At 42.8% G+C, this 17,041-nt stretch carries 7 protein-coding genes; 6 read left to right on the top strand and 1 reads right to left on the bottom strand.

Translation table 11 applies throughout. The features are described from left to right. The first annotated feature begins 52 nt into the window (after nucleotides 1–52). Entirely contained in the window at nucleotides 53–598 is a 546-nt protein-coding gene (locus NX845_RS22015) for a hypothetical protein (protein WP_260257161.1), read from the top strand. Continuing rightward, complete coding sequence (locus NX845_RS22010) at nucleotides 592–1,974, top strand: DEAD/DEAH box helicase (RefSeq protein WP_260257160.1); 1,383 nt, start codon at nucleotides 592–594, stop codon at nucleotides 1,972–1,974. Before NX845_RS22015 ends, NX845_RS22010 begins: the two co-directional genes overlap by 7 nt. Here NX845_RS22010 and NX845_RS22005 read toward each other — a convergent pair. Beyond that, on the bottom strand, nucleotides 1,971–2,837 hold the full coding sequence (locus NX845_RS22005; RefSeq protein WP_260257159.1) for a GIY-YIG nuclease family protein: 867 nt from the start codon (nucleotides 2,835–2,837) through the stop codon (nucleotides 1,971–1,973). The genes NX845_RS22010 and NX845_RS22005 overlap by 4 nt on opposite strands. 201 nt (nucleotides 2,838–3,038) lie before the next feature. Between NX845_RS22005 and NX845_RS22000 the strand changes: the two genes are divergently transcribed. From NX845_RS22000 to NX845_RS21985, 4 genes are all read left to right on the top strand, one after another. Then, the gene (locus NX845_RS22000) at nucleotides 3,039–4,661 is read left to right on the top strand and encodes a class I SAM-dependent DNA methyltransferase (RefSeq protein WP_260257158.1); all 1,623 of its coding nucleotides are present in this window, start codon (nucleotides 3,039–3,041) and stop codon (nucleotides 4,659–4,661) included. Continuing rightward, nucleotides 4,661–5,833: a restriction endonuclease subunit S gene (locus NX845_RS21995; RefSeq protein ID WP_260257157.1), complete on the top strand. Its 1,173-nt coding sequence runs from the start codon at nucleotides 4,661–4,663 to the stop codon at nucleotides 5,831–5,833. The genes NX845_RS22000 and NX845_RS21995 overlap by 1 nt, the downstream gene beginning before the upstream one ends. Nucleotides 5,834–5,881: 48 nt before the next feature. Beyond that, a complete protein-coding gene (locus NX845_RS21990) occupies nucleotides 5,882–9,487 on the top strand; it encodes a DEAD/DEAH box helicase family protein (RefSeq protein ID WP_260257156.1) in 3,606 nt (1,201 codons plus the stop codon). 89 nt (nucleotides 9,488–9,576) lie between these two features. Then, entirely contained in the window at nucleotides 9,577–17,040 is a 7,464-nt protein-coding gene (locus tag NX845_RS21985; protein WP_260257155.1) for a sacsin N-terminal ATP-binding-like domain-containing protein, read from the top strand. Nucleotide 17,041: the final 1 nt, after the last annotated feature.

Genomic DNA, 17,041 nt, shown 5'->3' with positions numbered 1-17,041 from the left:
CTGATTTTTGTATACTTAGCAATCCTAAGTTTTTATTGCCTGTAAGAGTCACATGAAGAAAGTAACCAGAATTAACCCTCACATGTTTAACCTATTGATTGAAAAAGGGATGGATAATTTCTCCGTCACAGAAGCTAGAGATGCTTTGCTAAACAGTGCTTCAGCCTTCCCGAGCAAGGACGATGCGCGGAAGTATGTTTATAAGCAACTTCTATCATTTGAGGAGAAAGGCTGGCTTTCTGTCATTGGGGCTCGTAGAGACAAACGCTACCATCAAACTAACGAATTCAAAGCGCTCACAATTGAGCCTAGAGTAGCTAGAAATAGGCAAGCTAAGGTCGATTCAATGGATGATCAAACTCCAAAGTGCTCTCTAAATGCATTAGCGCAAGAGAAGAAGCAGCATGAAGGCGAACTGGCGATTACTTTGGGCGAGATTGAGGAATACCAATCGTTGTTAACGCGTTTCCCAAACGATAAGCAAGATATGCAGCCGCTATTTAATGCGGCAAGAGAACGCTCAGCCAAGCTATTAGGCAGAATTAATGCACTAACCAACTGGATGCAAGTCGCGCAAAGTAAGGCTCCTCAATGTTAAGAGCATGGCAAGCCGAGTGTGCAGCTCAAGTTATCGAGAAATTCACTTCAAACAAGTATTCACACTTCTTCTGCCAAGCGACTCCTGGAGCTGGTAAAACCGTTATGGCCGCCGAGGTTGCGAGTCGGTTATTTGAACAAGGCATGATTGACCTAGTGCTGTGCTTCTCGCCCTCTCTGACTGTTGCGGAAGGGATGAAAAAGACCTTTTCATGGAAGCTCGAATGTTCCTTTAATGGAGGTTTGGGTTCTCTTGGGGGCTCTTACACCTATCAATCGATCCGTTTTTTAGATGAGAACTTCTGGAACACAGTCAGTAAATATCGAGTCTTAGTCGTATTTGATGAGATCCACCATTGTTCGTTTGATGATGAGGGGCGGTCAAATTCATGGGGGCTAGAAATTGTCTCGAAGATCCAAGGTTTTGCCCGTTACACATTAGCGCTGTCGGGCACTCCTTGGCGTTCTGATCGACTACCGATTGTCATGGCTGAGTATTCCGACCCTGATGGCAAGGTTGTTTGCGATTATCAATACGGCTTGCAACAGGCCGTTGAAGATAAAGTATGCCGCCGCCCTAAAATCGTTTTAATCGATAATGAACACCTAAGCGTTAAAGCTGGCAGTGACAATCAACACTTCGCCTCTATTCTTGATTGCCTTAAACAATCCGATGTCTCTTATCAAAGTGTAATTCATAACGAAGACGCTATGAATTACATATTGAATAGTGGTTGCCAAAAGCTAGCGCAGATAAGGCAAGAGTCCCCAAGAGCTGGAGGCTTAGTGGTCGCATCTTCTATCAAGCACGCTAAAGACATTCAAAAGCGACTTGTTGAGCAGTTTAATCAATCAGCATGCATAGTGACTTATCACCATGATAATCCGTTACACGAAATTGAGTCTTTTCGTCACTCAACGGTTCAATGGATAGTCAGTGTTGGGATGATAAGTGAAGGAACGGATATTCCAAGGCTGCAGGTTTGTTGTCATATGAGCTCGGTAAAAACGGAACTTTACTTCAGGCAAGTGCTCGGGCGAATTTTAAGAATCAATGATTCCCCCAACCAAGAAGCGTGGTTGTATACCTTTGCTGAAGAAAGTCTGATTGGGTTTGCTGAAAGAATTGAGCAGGATATTCCTGATAGCTGCATGTACATTAAACAAGAGAATAACGTGCCAAGTGCTATTGATGAAAAACGCCTACCATCAAGCACTGTATCGGAAAGCGTTCAATCTAATCGATCCCAACCAAGCTTACTCAGTTGGGGAGAAACTTCAGATATGATTAATTCAAATAATGCAGGGTTCATTTTAGCATTTGATGAACTGAGGTTAGGCCAATTTAAACAGCGAGTTATCGCCGCATTTATCTAAATAGATTCCGCTTCAATCTCTTTCAGTGTTTTACCTGAAGCACTTCTCCAGTAATCGGGCCCGCTGCAAGGGTAACCAAGCAGTACTGCGGCGGCTTGAGAGGCGCTAGTAAATAGAATGTCTTCGGCTGCTACTAGGCGGTCTCCTGATGACGCTAGAATCCCCTTATCTTCTAGGTTACTACGTAGCTTCGTATAGCCTTTAGATAAACTAGGTTGAGCTATTGTTAATGCCTGAGATCCTTTCAAAACGACAATACCTTCATCCGTAAGCATTGCCTTAGCATTGACTTTTTTTACCTTGAGCTGCAGCACCATACTTTCTGGTTCGCTTGGTAAGGGAGCATTCGTTTGGGACACCTTCGATTCCAACAGCTTGTGCCCTAAAGAACCGATAACAGTGCGAATGTTGTCAATAAAAGTCTCCATGGCATCTCTTTCACCTCTGGGTAATGAAGATGTCGGTGGCTGCTTTTCATTATCGAGGTCATATCGTTTTGACTCTAAGATGATTTCGATCAAACGAGCTTCAAGATACTTAACGTGTGCTTTCGTTAAGTTTTCATCTTTGTTGGTAAAACAAATGGCTTCATTCCAGAATTCTTTGCCTGCTAAATGTTGTGATAAGCGTTTTTGAATATGCTCTGCTTCTCCGACGTAAACAAGGCTATTGCCACTCTCTGCGTTGTAACCAAATAAAAAGTAAACCCCAGGCCGCTGAGTTTCTTCCCATTCTGAGAGTTCTTTGATATGTACTCTAGGAACCGCAATAGCCTGACCCGTCCAGTTCACAATTTCAGCATGTCGAATACCTGTCACAGAGCCGTTCGCCAAGTATATTTTGAGTTGCGTTCCTCTAGTCATCATCATTCACTTTTAACAATAATCGATGCGCTAGATACTATCTAACTGAATAAAAAATAGCACTTTTATTTATGATCAATTCAATGTGATGCACATTAACGTATAGCTGGCTATGTATGATAAAATCGCGCGATAGACCTACACATCACTAAGTTGTTTTCTTCTTGTTAAGAAGGTAACAATTTACCAAAGAGAATAACCATGCTAACAGGCAAAATTCGTAATCAGATCGACCAAGTTTGGGAAATGTTTTGGACAGGCGGCGTCGCTAACCCAATCTCCGTTATCGAGCAGATCTCCTACCTGCTGTTCATTCGTCGTTTAGATGAATTGCAAAAGACGGCTGAGCGTCGCAGCCAAGCGACAGGTCTACCACTGAATAACCCAACCTTTACGCCTGATGAGCAAGCTCTACGCTGGAGCAACTTTAAAGACAAAGATCCAGATGTGATGATGGAAATCGTCCGCGACCGTGTGTTCCCAAAGATTAAAACCCTACAAAATGAAGGTAGCTTTGCTGAGCACATGAAAGATGCGATTTTTATGATCCCATCTTCAAAGTTGTTGGATCAGGTCGTGCAATTGCTCAGCGCCATTAACATGGACGACAAAGACACCAAAGGCGATCTGTACGAGTACCTGCTAAGTAAGCTGCAACAGTCGGGTGTGAATGGTCAGTTCCGCACCCCGCGTAACATTATCCAAATGATGGTCGAGCTGATGCAGCCAAAAGTGGATGACACCATTTGTGACCCATCATCAGGGACATGTGGTTTCTTAATGGCGGCAGTTGAATACGTTGAAGAGCATCACGCTAAAGAAGTGAACAAGCCTGATAACCGTAAACACTTTAACAATGAAATGTTTACTGGCTTTGATTTTGACAAACACATGCTACGCATTGGTGCAATGAACATGCTATTGCACGGCATTGAAAATCCAAGCGTGCATTACCGTGATAGCTTGCAAGACCAAGGTGACGAGAACATCTCCGAAGCCTACAACCTCATTCTTGCGAACCCGCCGTTTAAAGGCTCTGTTGATTTTGACATTGTCGCACCAGATTTGCTGCGTGCATTGGGTAAAAACCCTATTGTTAAGAAAGCTAAGCCAACCTACAAAACTGAAATTGACGAAGACGGCAATGAAATTCAGGTTGAGGTCAAAAAGAAAAAGCCAACTGAGAAATCAGAGTTGCTGTTCTTAGCCCTAATTCTTCGCATGCTCAAAGTGGGTGGTCGTGCGGCGGTTATCATCCCTGATGGTGTGTTATTTGGTTCAACCAAAGCACATAAAGCGATTCGTGAACAAATCGTTTCTAAACAAAAACTCGAAGCGGTCATTTCACTGCCTTCTGGTGTATTCAAGCCCTACGCTGGGGTAAGTACAGCCATTCTTATATTCACCAAAACCAACAGTGGCGGTACAGACAACGTTTGGTTCTACGACATGCAGGCCGATGGTTACTCACTCGACGATAAGCGTACCCCCCTCTTTGACGCAACAAAAGCCAAAGATGGTGAAACCCCAACCCACGAGCAAAGCAACATTGCTGATATCATTGAGCGGTTCAATACGCTAACTAATGAAGACAACACACCAAACAGCGAAAGCCCTGAATACTCGCGTATAAAGACCGAGCAGAGCTTTATGGTACCGGTGGATGCCATTACCAGTAACGACTTTGACCTAAGCCTTAACCGCTACAAAGAAGTGGTGTACGAGGAAGTTCAATACGATGCGCCGCAAGACATCTTGAAGCGTATTAAAGCCTTGCAGGATAAGATGGCTAAGGGTGTGGTTGAGTTGGAGAAATTACTGTAATGGAAATTGTTACTCTAGGTGATTTGTTCAAAATTAGCTCCGGCGGTACTCCCAGTCGTAGAGAAAAATCTTATTACGATAATGGAGATATACCTTGGATAAAAACTGGCGATTTACACAAAGTTAGAATTCAACAAGCGTCGGAGTATATAACTCAATTAGGTTTGGATAAGTCATCAGCAAAACTGTTTCCCAAGGACACTGTGCTGCTGGCAATGTATGGTGCAACTATTGGGGCTTGTTCGATATTGGATATTGAAGCAGCAACAAACCAAGCATGTGCTGCATTTGTACCGAACGAAAAAGTTGATACTAACTATCTTTACTACTTTTTGAAGTCTAAGAAAAATGACTTTATTAGAGATGGAGTGGGCGGTGCTCAACCCAATATTTCAGCTACCTACCTTAAGACAGTTGACTTCCCGTTCCCCTCACTAGAAACCCAAAAGCAAATCGCAGCGGTGCTAGAAAAAGCCGATCAACTACGTAAAGACTGCCAGCAAATGGAGCAAGAGCTAAACAACCTCGCTCAGTCAGTGTTTATCGATATGTTTGGTGATCCGGTGACGAACCCTAAGGGGTGGGATGTTGGAATCATTGGCGAAATGTTGTCATCTGCGAACTACGGTACGTCTGAAAAATCCTCAACTGAAAAGAAAAAATTTCCAGTTCTAAGAATGAATAACATTACCTATGAAGGTAATTGGGATTTCTCAGCTTTGAAATACATGGATATGAGTAAGGAAGATGAAAATAAGTACTTAGTTAAAAGTGGAGATATCTTATTCAATCGAACAAACAGCAAGGAATTGGTTGGTAAAACTGCGGTTTATAGAGAGGCTACCTCTATGGCTTATGCTGGTTATTTAGTCCGAGCTCGCTGTAATGAATTAGCTCATCCAGACTATATTTCTTCTTTTATGAACTCGAAATACGGGAAAAAGACTCTTCAGTCAATGTGTAAAAGTATTGTTGGAATGGCCAATATTAACGCTAAAGAATTCCAGAAAATCAAAATTGCAAAGCCTCCGGTAGAGTTACAAGAAAAGTTTGCAATAAGAGTTGCCGCTATAAGAACTAAGGTTGCTGACGTTAAGCAGCAAGAAGCTGAGTATAACTTGTTATTCAACGCTCTAATGCAAAAAGCCTTCAAAGGCGAGTTAAACCTATAACGAATAATAGCTTTTACCTAAAGAGCTGTGATGTAAAAAGGAAATTCAATGTCAGATACGGTTAACGGTTCAACGAGCAACTTCGGCTTTATGGATGTTGCCCTTAACGGTGGCAACGATGTGTACACCACGCGTTGTGCCGAGATTCAAACTCGTGCCCAAAATGCGGAAAGCAACATCAAAACTGATCCGCGCATTGCAGGCTTTTATGCTCGAAATGCATTGGAGTTAATGGTTGAAACCGTATTTGATATTGATAATTGGCTTACTCGTCCACGTCATGATGCGACTTTAATGTCGCTTATTCATGACAAGGGCTTTAAGCAAAATTTAGAAACTCACTTGTTTCCCAAGCTCAAGCTGGTGATCCAAGTGGGTAACGAAGCGGTACACAGTAAAACCATGCTGCCACAGCGTGATGCCCTACAAGCGGTGAAAGAGCTGCACCATGTGCTGTATTGGTTTATTCGAACCTATACGCCCAACCTAGACCGTAAACAGTTTGTAGTTCAACCGTTTGATGAAGCGCTTATTCCACAACAAGTCTCAATTGATGCCACCGTGGCGACCAAAGCCTTGAGCAGCATTAAACGAGTTAAAGAGCTAGAGAAGCAGCTAGAGCAAGACGACAAAGTCGAGCGTGAAGCCTACTTACAGCAACTTAAAGAGAACGAAACGTTAAAAGCGGCAAACCAAGCATTACTTGAGCAGATAGAGCAAGCCAAGCAAAGTGCTGAAAAAGTCACGGATGCGCACGACTATAACGAGGAAGAAACTCGAACTTATCTTATAGATGTACTGCTACACGAAGCTGGCTGGAAGCTAGAACATAAACGTGACCGTGAATACCCTGTATCAGGTATGCCTATCTCAAAGGTCAACCCTAAAGGAAACGGTTTTGTCGATTATGTACTCTGGGGAGACGACGGCACAGCTTTAGCGGTGGTGGAGGCAAAACGAGCTAACATCAGTCCAGAAGAAGGTAAGCGACAAGCTGAACTATATGCTAATTGTCTAGCAGAGCAATGTGGTGTGCGCCCAGTTATCTTCTACACCAATGGCTATGATACCCATCTGTGGGATGATCATTTCTACCCGCCGCGTCAAGTTCAAGGCTTTTACACCAAAGCCGAACTTGAGCTTATGGTGAAGCGCCGTACCGATCGTAAACCTTTCTTTGAAAATGGTATGCCTAACAGCAATCTTGTTATTAATAACGAGATCACCAACCGTCACTATCAAAAATCAGCCATTACTAAACTATTACAAGACTTTGAGCTAGAGCATGAGCGCAAAGGGTTATTTGTAATGGCAACGGGTACGGGTAAAACGCGTACCGTGATTAGCCTTGTTGATTTGTTGGTGAAAAACGATTGGGTTAAGAACGTTCTGTTCCTTGCCGACCGTAACGCATTGCTTACCCAAGCTAAGAAGAACTTCGTTAAGCTATTGCCTCGTGTAAGTTGTTCTATTTTGGATTCAGGTCAAAGTAAGAACAACATCGACAGCCGTTTGTATTTCTCTACTTACCCAACAATGAAGAACCTATTGGATCGTGGTGCGGATGAACGCCCGTTTGGTGTCGGTCATTTTGATTTGGTTATTGTCGATGAAGCGCACCGCTCAGTCTATTCCAAGTATCGCCAAATTTTTGAGTATTTTGACGGCTTCTTAGTGGGCTTAACCGCGACACCAAAAGATGAAGTCGAAAAAGATACTTATGGCATTTTCGAACTACAAAAAGGGATGCCAACCTACGCTTATGAAGACGATAAAGCGTATGACCAAGGCTATCTTGTACCACCGACCAAAATCTCTGTTGCGACTAAGTTTTTACGTGAGGGCGTGAAGTATAAAGACCTGTCAGACGAAGAGCAGGAAGAGTGGGAAAACAAAGCCGAACTGGAAGATCGCGACGAAGTATTGCCATCAGAAGTGAATAAGTTTCTGTTTAACGAAGATACCGCAGAAAAAATGTTTGCTCAGTTAATGAGTAAAGATGATCGAGGTGGTATCCATGTTGAAGGTGGCGATGTTATCGGTAAAACCATCGTATTTGCAGCCAATAATGACCACGCCGTTTTCCTTGAGAAGATGTTCAACAAGAACTATCCGAAATGGGCAGGCAAGCTCGCACGCGTCATTACTTTCAAAGAAACCTACGCCCAAAGCCTAATCGATGAGTTCGGTGGCGATGAAAACAAAATTGATGAGTTCGACCCGAAGAACCCAACCTGCCGAATCGCAATTTCTGTAGATATGTTGGATACCGGTATTGATGTACCAGAAGTGGTCAACCTTGTGTTCTTCAAAGTCATCCGTTCTAAAGTGAAATTCACACAGATGATTGGTCGTGGCACACGTTTGTGTAAAGACCTCTTTGGTCCTAATGACGACAAAAAGACGTTCAAGGTCTTCGATTACTGTCAGAACTTTGAGTATTTCGATGCTAACCCCGAAGGCATAGCTGTGGGTGTAGCAAAACCCGTGACTCAACAGGTATTCGAGAAGCGCGTTCTGCTTAGTACATTGCTTAATGACCAGCTAAATAATGAAGAGTTTTGCGAACAGAATCCTGAAGACTGTGAGCGTTATACAGAGCTAAACCGCTATCAATTAGACATGTTGCACCACCTTGTGAGTGGCATGAATCTCGATAACTTTATCGTAAGACCCAAGCGCCAAGCAGTAGAGCCCTTCTTAGAAAGAGATCATTGGGACAATATTGATGATACCAAGTTTACCGAGCTAGAGAGCCAAATCTCTGCGCTACCAACTGAAGCTGAAGCGTTTAATTCTGATGAGCAACTTAATCACTTATCACACCGCTTCGATAGCTTGGTGTTAACCATGCAATTGGATCTGTTAGAGAAAGGTATGTTGTCGGAAACAAGCCGCGGACGAGTGGTTGAGTTTGCTGAGCAGCTTGAAGCGAAATCGACGATTCCAGCAGTACAAGCGCAGCTGCAACTTATTCAAGATATTCAGACCCAAGAGTTTTGGCAGGATATCCATTTAGTGACGCTCGAAGAGCTACGTCGTAAATTACGAAATCTAATGTTCGCGTTGGACAAAGATAAAAAAGAGATGGTGTACACCAACTTTGAAGACGAAGTTCAAGGTGTCCATGACGTGACAAACGTGTACAAGAATCCAAGCGTTGATTTAGCCCAGTATCGCAAGAAAATTGAGCTCTATATTCAAGACCACCAAGATCAGCTAACGATTCAAAAGCTCAAGCGCAATAAATCCATCACTCAAGCCGATTTAGACGTCCTAGAAGGCTTACTACTGGATGCAAGCGGTATGAGTGACATGGAAGCTTACCGTGAGAAGATCTTACAAGAGAAGCCGCTAGGCACGTTTATCCGTGAACTCATCGGTTTAGACATGAATGCAGCCAAAGAAGCATTCAGCAGTTTCCTTGATGAAGAGTCTTACAACGCTGAACAGATTCAATTCGTCGATCAAGTGATCGACTACCTCGTTAATAACGGCATCTTAGATATGTCGCAACTCTTCGAGCCACCATTTACTGATAACCACGGCGAAAGCGCCTACGGCTTCTTCGATGAAGGAACCGTAGTGGAGCTGTTTGGAGTGATTCGCAAGGTGAATGCGAATGCTGTGGTTGAAGAGAGTAAGAGTGCTTAGACCGCATTAAACAACAAGTGGTAATAACGACCTTCAGGATGAAAGACTGTTGTACTCACTTTTAACTTAGAATTATAAATGAGGACGACATGTCTTTTTTACACAACCCAATTAGTGATGTTCAATCGATTGCTAATAACTTGAGAGACCGCTACAAAAGTGGCTTTCCCATCCTGAAAGAAATTGTCCAGAATGCCGATGACGCTAAGGCACAAAATCTAATTATCGGTTGGCACCCTGGGCTCAAAGATGTTGACCACCCTTTACTTAAAGACCCTGGTTTTTTCTTTGTCAATGATGCGCCACTTACTGAAGCAGACGTTAAAGGAATACGAACTTTAGGCTTGGGGTCTAAAGCCGATGATACCAATGCCGTTGGTAAATTTGGCTTAGGCATGAAAAGCTTATTTCATTTAGGGGAACTTTACTTTTTTATTGGTAGCGATTGGCAAGAGTACCAGGGTAAGTATCCTAAAGCCGATGTACTAAACCCTTGGGATGAGTTGAGGAAAGAGTGGAACTCTTTTTCTGACTTAGACAAAAAAGCAATTCAGCAAGCTCTATCACCAGTCACCAACGCATTTAATGACGATGCGTATGTCTTCATTGTTTGGATTCCGTTAAGGTCTGTATCTATCGCACAAGCGAGAGGTGAGGATGGTAACAATTACATCTACAACAGTGAAGATTATGGCCGAGAAGTGCCAAACTTCTTAACTGATTCAAACCTAGCTTCTCAATTGGGTCAATTATTCCCAATGCTAAAACACCTCAGAACAATCCAAGGTTGCTCATTTGCTGCAAACGAATCGGATCCCAGAGAACTATTCTCTACAGAGATAGAGCAGCCTATTGACCGTATACATTTCCCTACTATCAACGGGGAGGAGGAATGGTCTGGCTCTATACGTGTAAATAGCTACTCGGCTGAGCAAGCTAAGAGTATCAATTACGTAGGTAATGAATCCATTCTTGTTTCCGAACAACTCAATCAGCTAAAAGAAAACAAGTTCTGGCCGATTAGTTACGCTCGTGACGCTTTAGGCAAAGAACAAAAAGTACAGGATAAGGCACAACCGCATTCAGCCACTATATTGTTAGCTACCCCCTCTGCGGCACAAGCAAAGTTGACTGTCCGTTGGGCCGTGTTTTTACCACTTGGTGAGCAAGACACCTCAGAAGAGAAGCAAGTATTTGAAGTCGCTATCGCAGGGAACACGAGCTTTGATATTTTGCTGCATGGATACTTCTTTATCGATGCCGGTCGTGTAGGTATTCACGGGCGAAAATCGATAGGTTATCGAGAAGCTTTAGATATTGACTCTGAAGATACCGCAACTCAAGAGTGGAACCGCCTTCTTGCGAATGAGGGTACCCTGCCGTCGTTACTTGTATCTGTCGCACTAGCTGCCTCAAAGTGGAGGTTAAATACACAACAAGTTGACAGCCTAGCCTGGGGGATCCAACAATTTTTAAAACATCGTATGGGAAGTCCCTGTCACGAACCGATAACGAGTAAAAACCAATGGGTTTACCGTTTACAGAGTAGTTCAAAATCTTGGGATTTAGTTGATATATCACGCCCTGTACGAATACTACCCAAACCGAATTCTGACGAGTATGAGCGTATTTGGCAAACCTTACCAGCCTTGATGGAAAGCGCTGACGAATTCGTATATATCGAAAACGAAAAGCCAAACATTATCTCGAGCAATAATGCTTGCTGGCAACAGCATGAGCTCGTTAGACTTTTCGAGTCAGTGAAAAGTGAAATATTTGAGTCTCAAAAGTTATTGGGCTACCTGGCTGACTTTCTACATTCATTAAACCACGAATCCATATACTCAGATCGCTGTCAATCTGTGTTGATTCAGTTAGCACAATCCGCATTCAAATCAATACCGCTCACAAAGTTGTCACTAAATGGCGCTGCAATTCGAAGGTTTGTCGGATATATACGAAGCTCGTCACGATGGGCTGTGAAATTAGACAAAGAAGAGCAGCCACTTTGGAATGTATTTGCATCGGTCAAATCTAGTAAGTTGTTTGTACCCGCATTCTTAGATGGTGAGATTAGAAGAAGTTCGGGAGCACTTAGCTTTGATGATGCAGACGGCGTACTTTCACAGCTAGGGATGCAAGAGCTAAACGACAAGCAGTTAGGTAAAGTAACAGACACGATTCTGGATAACTTCAAAGGTAAAGAAAAGCAACGTCTTCTTCAGCATCACGATTCATTGAAACTGTTTCTTGCTTATGTGGCTGGAAGTCAAAGTGCGTACCGAGAGTCTCTCGCAAACTTAATGAGCCTATTCCAACAAAAACGTTTATTTTCGATATCGTCAGGTGAAAGATTCATACTTGGCGAAGTGCTCGGTGAAGCCTTAGAACACAACAAAATTGTTTTTATCAATAGCAAAGTAAACCAACAACTATTCGACGGGAGAGTTGAGCTTTGTAACACGGTTCCTGTACTAAAATTGCTTGCCACAAAGCCAGAATTGAAGGCCCCCAAAGACCGTTCGAATCTAATTTCAAAACTGGAAATTTCGGAAAGTCTTAGCTCTGAGCAAAAGCTCGCAGTACGGTACCTCATACATGGTCACAAGAATGATTACAGCCTGTCAGAGCAACTTTGGTCAATCGGTGGAGATCATGAGGTCTGGTCTCGACTTCACAAAAATTGTCTCAGTATAGAGCAAAGCTGGACTCTTATTTCACACGAGTTGGCAGCTACTTTAAAGCTCACTCCGCAGGAGAAAAAAGTAGTTAATCTAGAGGAAGTAAATGCGCAATCTGTTCTTGCTGAGTTGGGTGAAGATATTCAATATCTTGAATTTGATGAGCTAAGCCTCGATGAGCATGATGCAGAAATTGTCCTCGAGAAGATAGAAGATGCTGAGTTATGGCGAAAACTATCTCTTCATCGCTGCGTGGAAGGAAAATATCACTCAGTCAATGACAATTGCTTCCTAGAAACAAATATTGAGCTCCCTGACGAAATCAGAAATCAGATCACCTGGATAGTTTCTGCACACTCGCAAGCTGTGCAGAGACAACAAAAAGATAATATTAAGAAGCTTGATCACTCAAAGATCATCGAGTTGGTTTTGAAACACGAAAACCCTTCACAATTTCAAGACTACATCTTGACCTTGGTTGGCAAGCTAGCCTCAGACGATCCTGTGTTTGAGTTACTTGTTACCACCAATTGGCTAACTAGCGGTAACAAAGTACTTTCGCCGAATATGGTTTTAGATTCAAAGCAAACCGATTGGCCAGCGATATCAGAACTAAGCAAAGTAAATAGTGAGTTTTGTTTTGTTGATGAACTCGATACTTATGGCTCAACATGCTTTGATAGTATCCGAAATATGTTGGTAGTGAGTGACGTTGATATTGCAAAGCTAGCAATTAAGGCAGCCAGTCGCTCACAAGGCTACGCGATAGGCCAGGCACCAGTCACTACTAGTGTGCTTCAACAAGCTTGTAAGTATCCACAAATATTTAGGCAGCTTGACTACAAAGGCTGGGAACTACTTGTTGAGTGCTTTAACAACGCACCAGAGGGGATTTTGAGTGATGATGAGTTAAGTCAATTGAGTAGCTCAGCCGACGATACGAATAAATTGGTCGCTCTGCATGAGGCATTGGTTAAGGCAATCTCAAGCCCTGATTCAGTACAGGAATTGCGTGCGGTTATATTAGCGATGATCTGTCGTCAGCCTGAGCCTTTGAAATCTATTGCTAATCTCACATTGCGTTCAAAAAGCAATGAGTTTATCGAAAGCCGAATGTTGTGTTTTGGTGTGGAAGGTATAACTCATTCGTCGCTGCTACACGAACAAGATTACTCTGCCATCAAGCATGTACTTAAGATCGTTGAACCGTCTAGTATCAGTGGGGAGGAGTTGGAGCAGCATTTCAATGCGCCAAGAAATCAAACTAGTCACCAAACTTCTTCCTACGAGCAAATAAAGCGATACTTCGTTGACTGGGCCCCCTTTATCACTAATACAACTGCCATTGGTTCGGTTCTCGCTCTTATGTCTGGAAACCCAGGTATCAGAGCTCTGTGTGAGGGTTACATAGGATCTAGAAACATTGAGCAGTTTATTGGTTCCATTGGTGAAAACTGGAGACCAAAGTCAGGGACCCCCGACAATCTAGCTAACTTTGTATCGAAGGTCGATTTTGATATTCGACCAGATAGTGGGTCGACCATAGAGGAAGACTCTATTCTCGGAGAGCGCATTGAGGTTAACTTGAGTGAAGAAGCTGACTCAATCTTCGTTTGGAGCGCAACACGAGTGTTTTACTCTGCTCCGATAACTGTGCAATTGAGAAAATTGCCCATTTATGAAATGAGCGAGGAAAAGCTACTTAAAATCTTAAAACGAAGTGCAGAGCTATTTCTTGAGAAAATTTACCTCCAAAGAATCACTCTCGATCATATTTGGGATAAGTTCTCCGGTGCGGAGCAGTTAGATATCCATGCTGCGAAGTTGATTGTTTTAGATGGGATTGTGCAACAGCTTAAAGAATTGCGTTTAGAAGCTCCTAAAATTAGAAGCCTGTTATCCGAAAACAATGACTTATTGGTTGCAAGTGCAGAAAGCAACTGCTTATACGATCAAGATGCTAAACATAGGGTCTTAGTTGAGATCGGTGAAGAAATCGAACAAGAGAGTACAAAAGCAGAGCTGTTGACAGCAATCAAAGAAAAGGTACTGGGTGATCAGTACGAGCCAGCAAGTGTTCCATTTGAACTATTCCAAAATGCCGATGATGCCGTATTGGAGCTTGAAGACCTTGGTTATCCTAAGGAAGAAATACATCGACGTGGTGTATTCAAGGTTTCTGTAAATGATGAAGTTTTATCTTTTATGCATTGGGGGAGAGAGGTTAACCAACATAGCTCTTCACACATTTCCTCATCGCCCAAAAGCAGTACCTTCAAAATGGACTTGCAAAAGATGCTTGTAAGAAATCAATCTGATAAAGAAGGCTCAGCGACGGGTAAATTTGGTTTAGGTTTTAAGAGCTGCCTACTGATTTCTGATACGCCTAATATTATTTCTGGTCGCTTGGCTGTGCAAATTGAAGGCGGACTGCTACCTGTATTGAGCCCTAAGCACGAGGAACTGTTTGAGCAAGCCAGGAATGAGCCTCTAAACAAGCCGATTCGACCGACTATCATTTCACTTCCTTTGAATAAGGGCGTTAATGCGAACAGAGTGCTCGAAAGCTTTAAGATACGAGCGGGTTTAGTTTCTGTTTTTGCCAAGAAAATTCATACTATTGAACTTAATGGCGAGTTATTTACCTGGGAGCCGACCTTACTGTCGTCAATGAAAGGCTTGAAAGTCGGCAATATTCAACTTCCGTCCAAGAAGGGCTATCAACTAACTAAAATTCTACAAATTGAGACTGACTCAGGGCGATTTATTTTTGGGCTTAGCGGGAAAGGCTTTACCCCCTTAGGTAAAAAGATTCCGAAGCTCTGGAATTTAGCACCATTGATGGGGGATTTTGGTATCGGAATCGCTATTAATGCAGATTTTCAAGTCGACAAGGGACGCAACCATCTTCATGTATCTTCAACAAGCAATGACCCTTTGTTTGAAAAGCTGGGGCGTGAATTAAAATCAAGATTAGAAGCGATATACCAAGAAACCAAACTAAACTGGCAAGCAGTCAGAACTGAGCTCCAGTTGGATGAAGACCTAAGCATTATCGATTTCTGGGGTAGTTTGTGGAAAGCAATGTGGGGCGGTGGGCCGAAACTACCAGTCGATGGAGAGAAAACCGTTGATCATACTTATCGCCTTTTCCAAGGCGAGGGGGGGATCGTGGACTTTTATTACTCTTTCCCTGTTTTTCCGACGGGACTAAAGTCGGGCAGCACCAAACTTACGACACTTAAATCTTTCACGTATCAAACGAGTGATCTACTCGAACAACTTTTAGCTCATTTGGAACGCATTCCTACCGTTTCTCGATTACTAGAATCAAACAAATTAGTTTGTAACAACTACGGTAAACAACTAAATAAGCTTGGTTTAGAACTAGCCACTCTCGATTTGAGTCAGGTGCTCGACATGACACTTGATAATGGTGAACTTACGCCAGCTTTAGCAGAGCAGTTGCAGCCTGTTTTTAACCCTGAATTTGAAAAGGCTCTTAAAAATAACAAGGCGACACATGAGCAGGTGGACGATTTCCGTAAAAAGCTTGGTGAGTTAAAAATTCAAACCCGCAATGGCTCTTATCGAGGGATAAAGCATACATTACTTACTGATAAACAAGCTGCAAATTCAGATGAGGAGAAAGTAATCAAATTTACTCCGGATGAATATATTGCAGCAGAGTCATACACCAACTCTAAGAAGCTGCTTGAATTCTGTCGTAGAGATACCACGCCATACAACGTTGATATGTTGCATGACTGGGCCTGTCGTAATGATCTCAAGGAAAACCCAAATAAGGTACGAGCGCTTTGTGAGTACATTGTAAGCGGAGATTTATCTGGCAAACTCGCTGAGCTTATAAAGACACACGCCAAACCGAATTGGATCTGGGATATAGATGTGAAGCACCTCGAAAAATGGGGTTGGAATAAAAAGCAAATAGATATGTTTAGGAACGTACGTTTGGTTTCAGACAAAGAGGTCGAACGTCGAGTTAGCCAGCAGTTGAAATCCGAGGGGCAATCGAGCTTATCGACAAAAGAAGCCTTGATGAAGATCTATAATTGGTGGGTGTCTAACCGGGATGTAGAACTTACCAACTACCAGAATCGACTTTACCCATCAGGTGTTTTTGATTGGGAGTCGATTAAGTTAGATGAGCAGCCAGATGTTTACAAGCCGGCATGGCTAAAATTATTCTTTTTGGGGTCATGTCAGACGATTGGGCGTACTACAGAACAGCAACATAGCGCAGCTCTTAAGCACTTCGAGGACAAAGGTTGGTGGTCTGTATTCTCAGATGTGAACGATCCCTCTAAATGGTTTGATGTTATGGATCAGTATCTCGAACAAGCCGTTACATCAGATATGTATAGAACATGGCTTCAGATATTGCCTCTATACCGATTCTCGAGTCACTTAGAGGATTACATAGAACTGTTTTGGATGGCTGAACAGGGAATGCCGAATATCAAAGCACTAATACAACCAGCATCAAGTGCTGAACTCTCTGGTGCCGGTAGTAGTTTTGCTCCACCAGAGTTAAAAGCCACATTGGGGATAGGTGCTAACTTTATACTGCGAGAACTATATCGCTATGGTGTCTATTCAGATGAATCGGTTGAGAAACATTGCTTTGTTGCATCTCAAGGTGTGAGAGATATCTTGAGTAAAAAATTACATGATCCTTTAGAACTCGATAAGGCATCTGCGGACAGTTCAGAGAAGATTTATAGCTACTTGTGTTTACACATGGGAGAAGAATTTGCCACTTTCGATGGAGGGTTCGATATACCGCTTCGCTTGCTTGCGAGGGATGATAAGCTACTTGAAAACATCTTAGAAATTGGTGTGTGGAACTGAA

The organism is Vibrio sp. NC2 (genome assembly GCF_025195005.1).
Lineage (GTDB): Bacteria > Pseudomonadota > Gammaproteobacteria > Enterobacterales > Vibrionaceae > Vibrio > Vibrio splendidus.
Note: the sequence above shows the minus strand (reverse complement) of the source record. Positions and strands in the feature narration are given on the sequence as shown.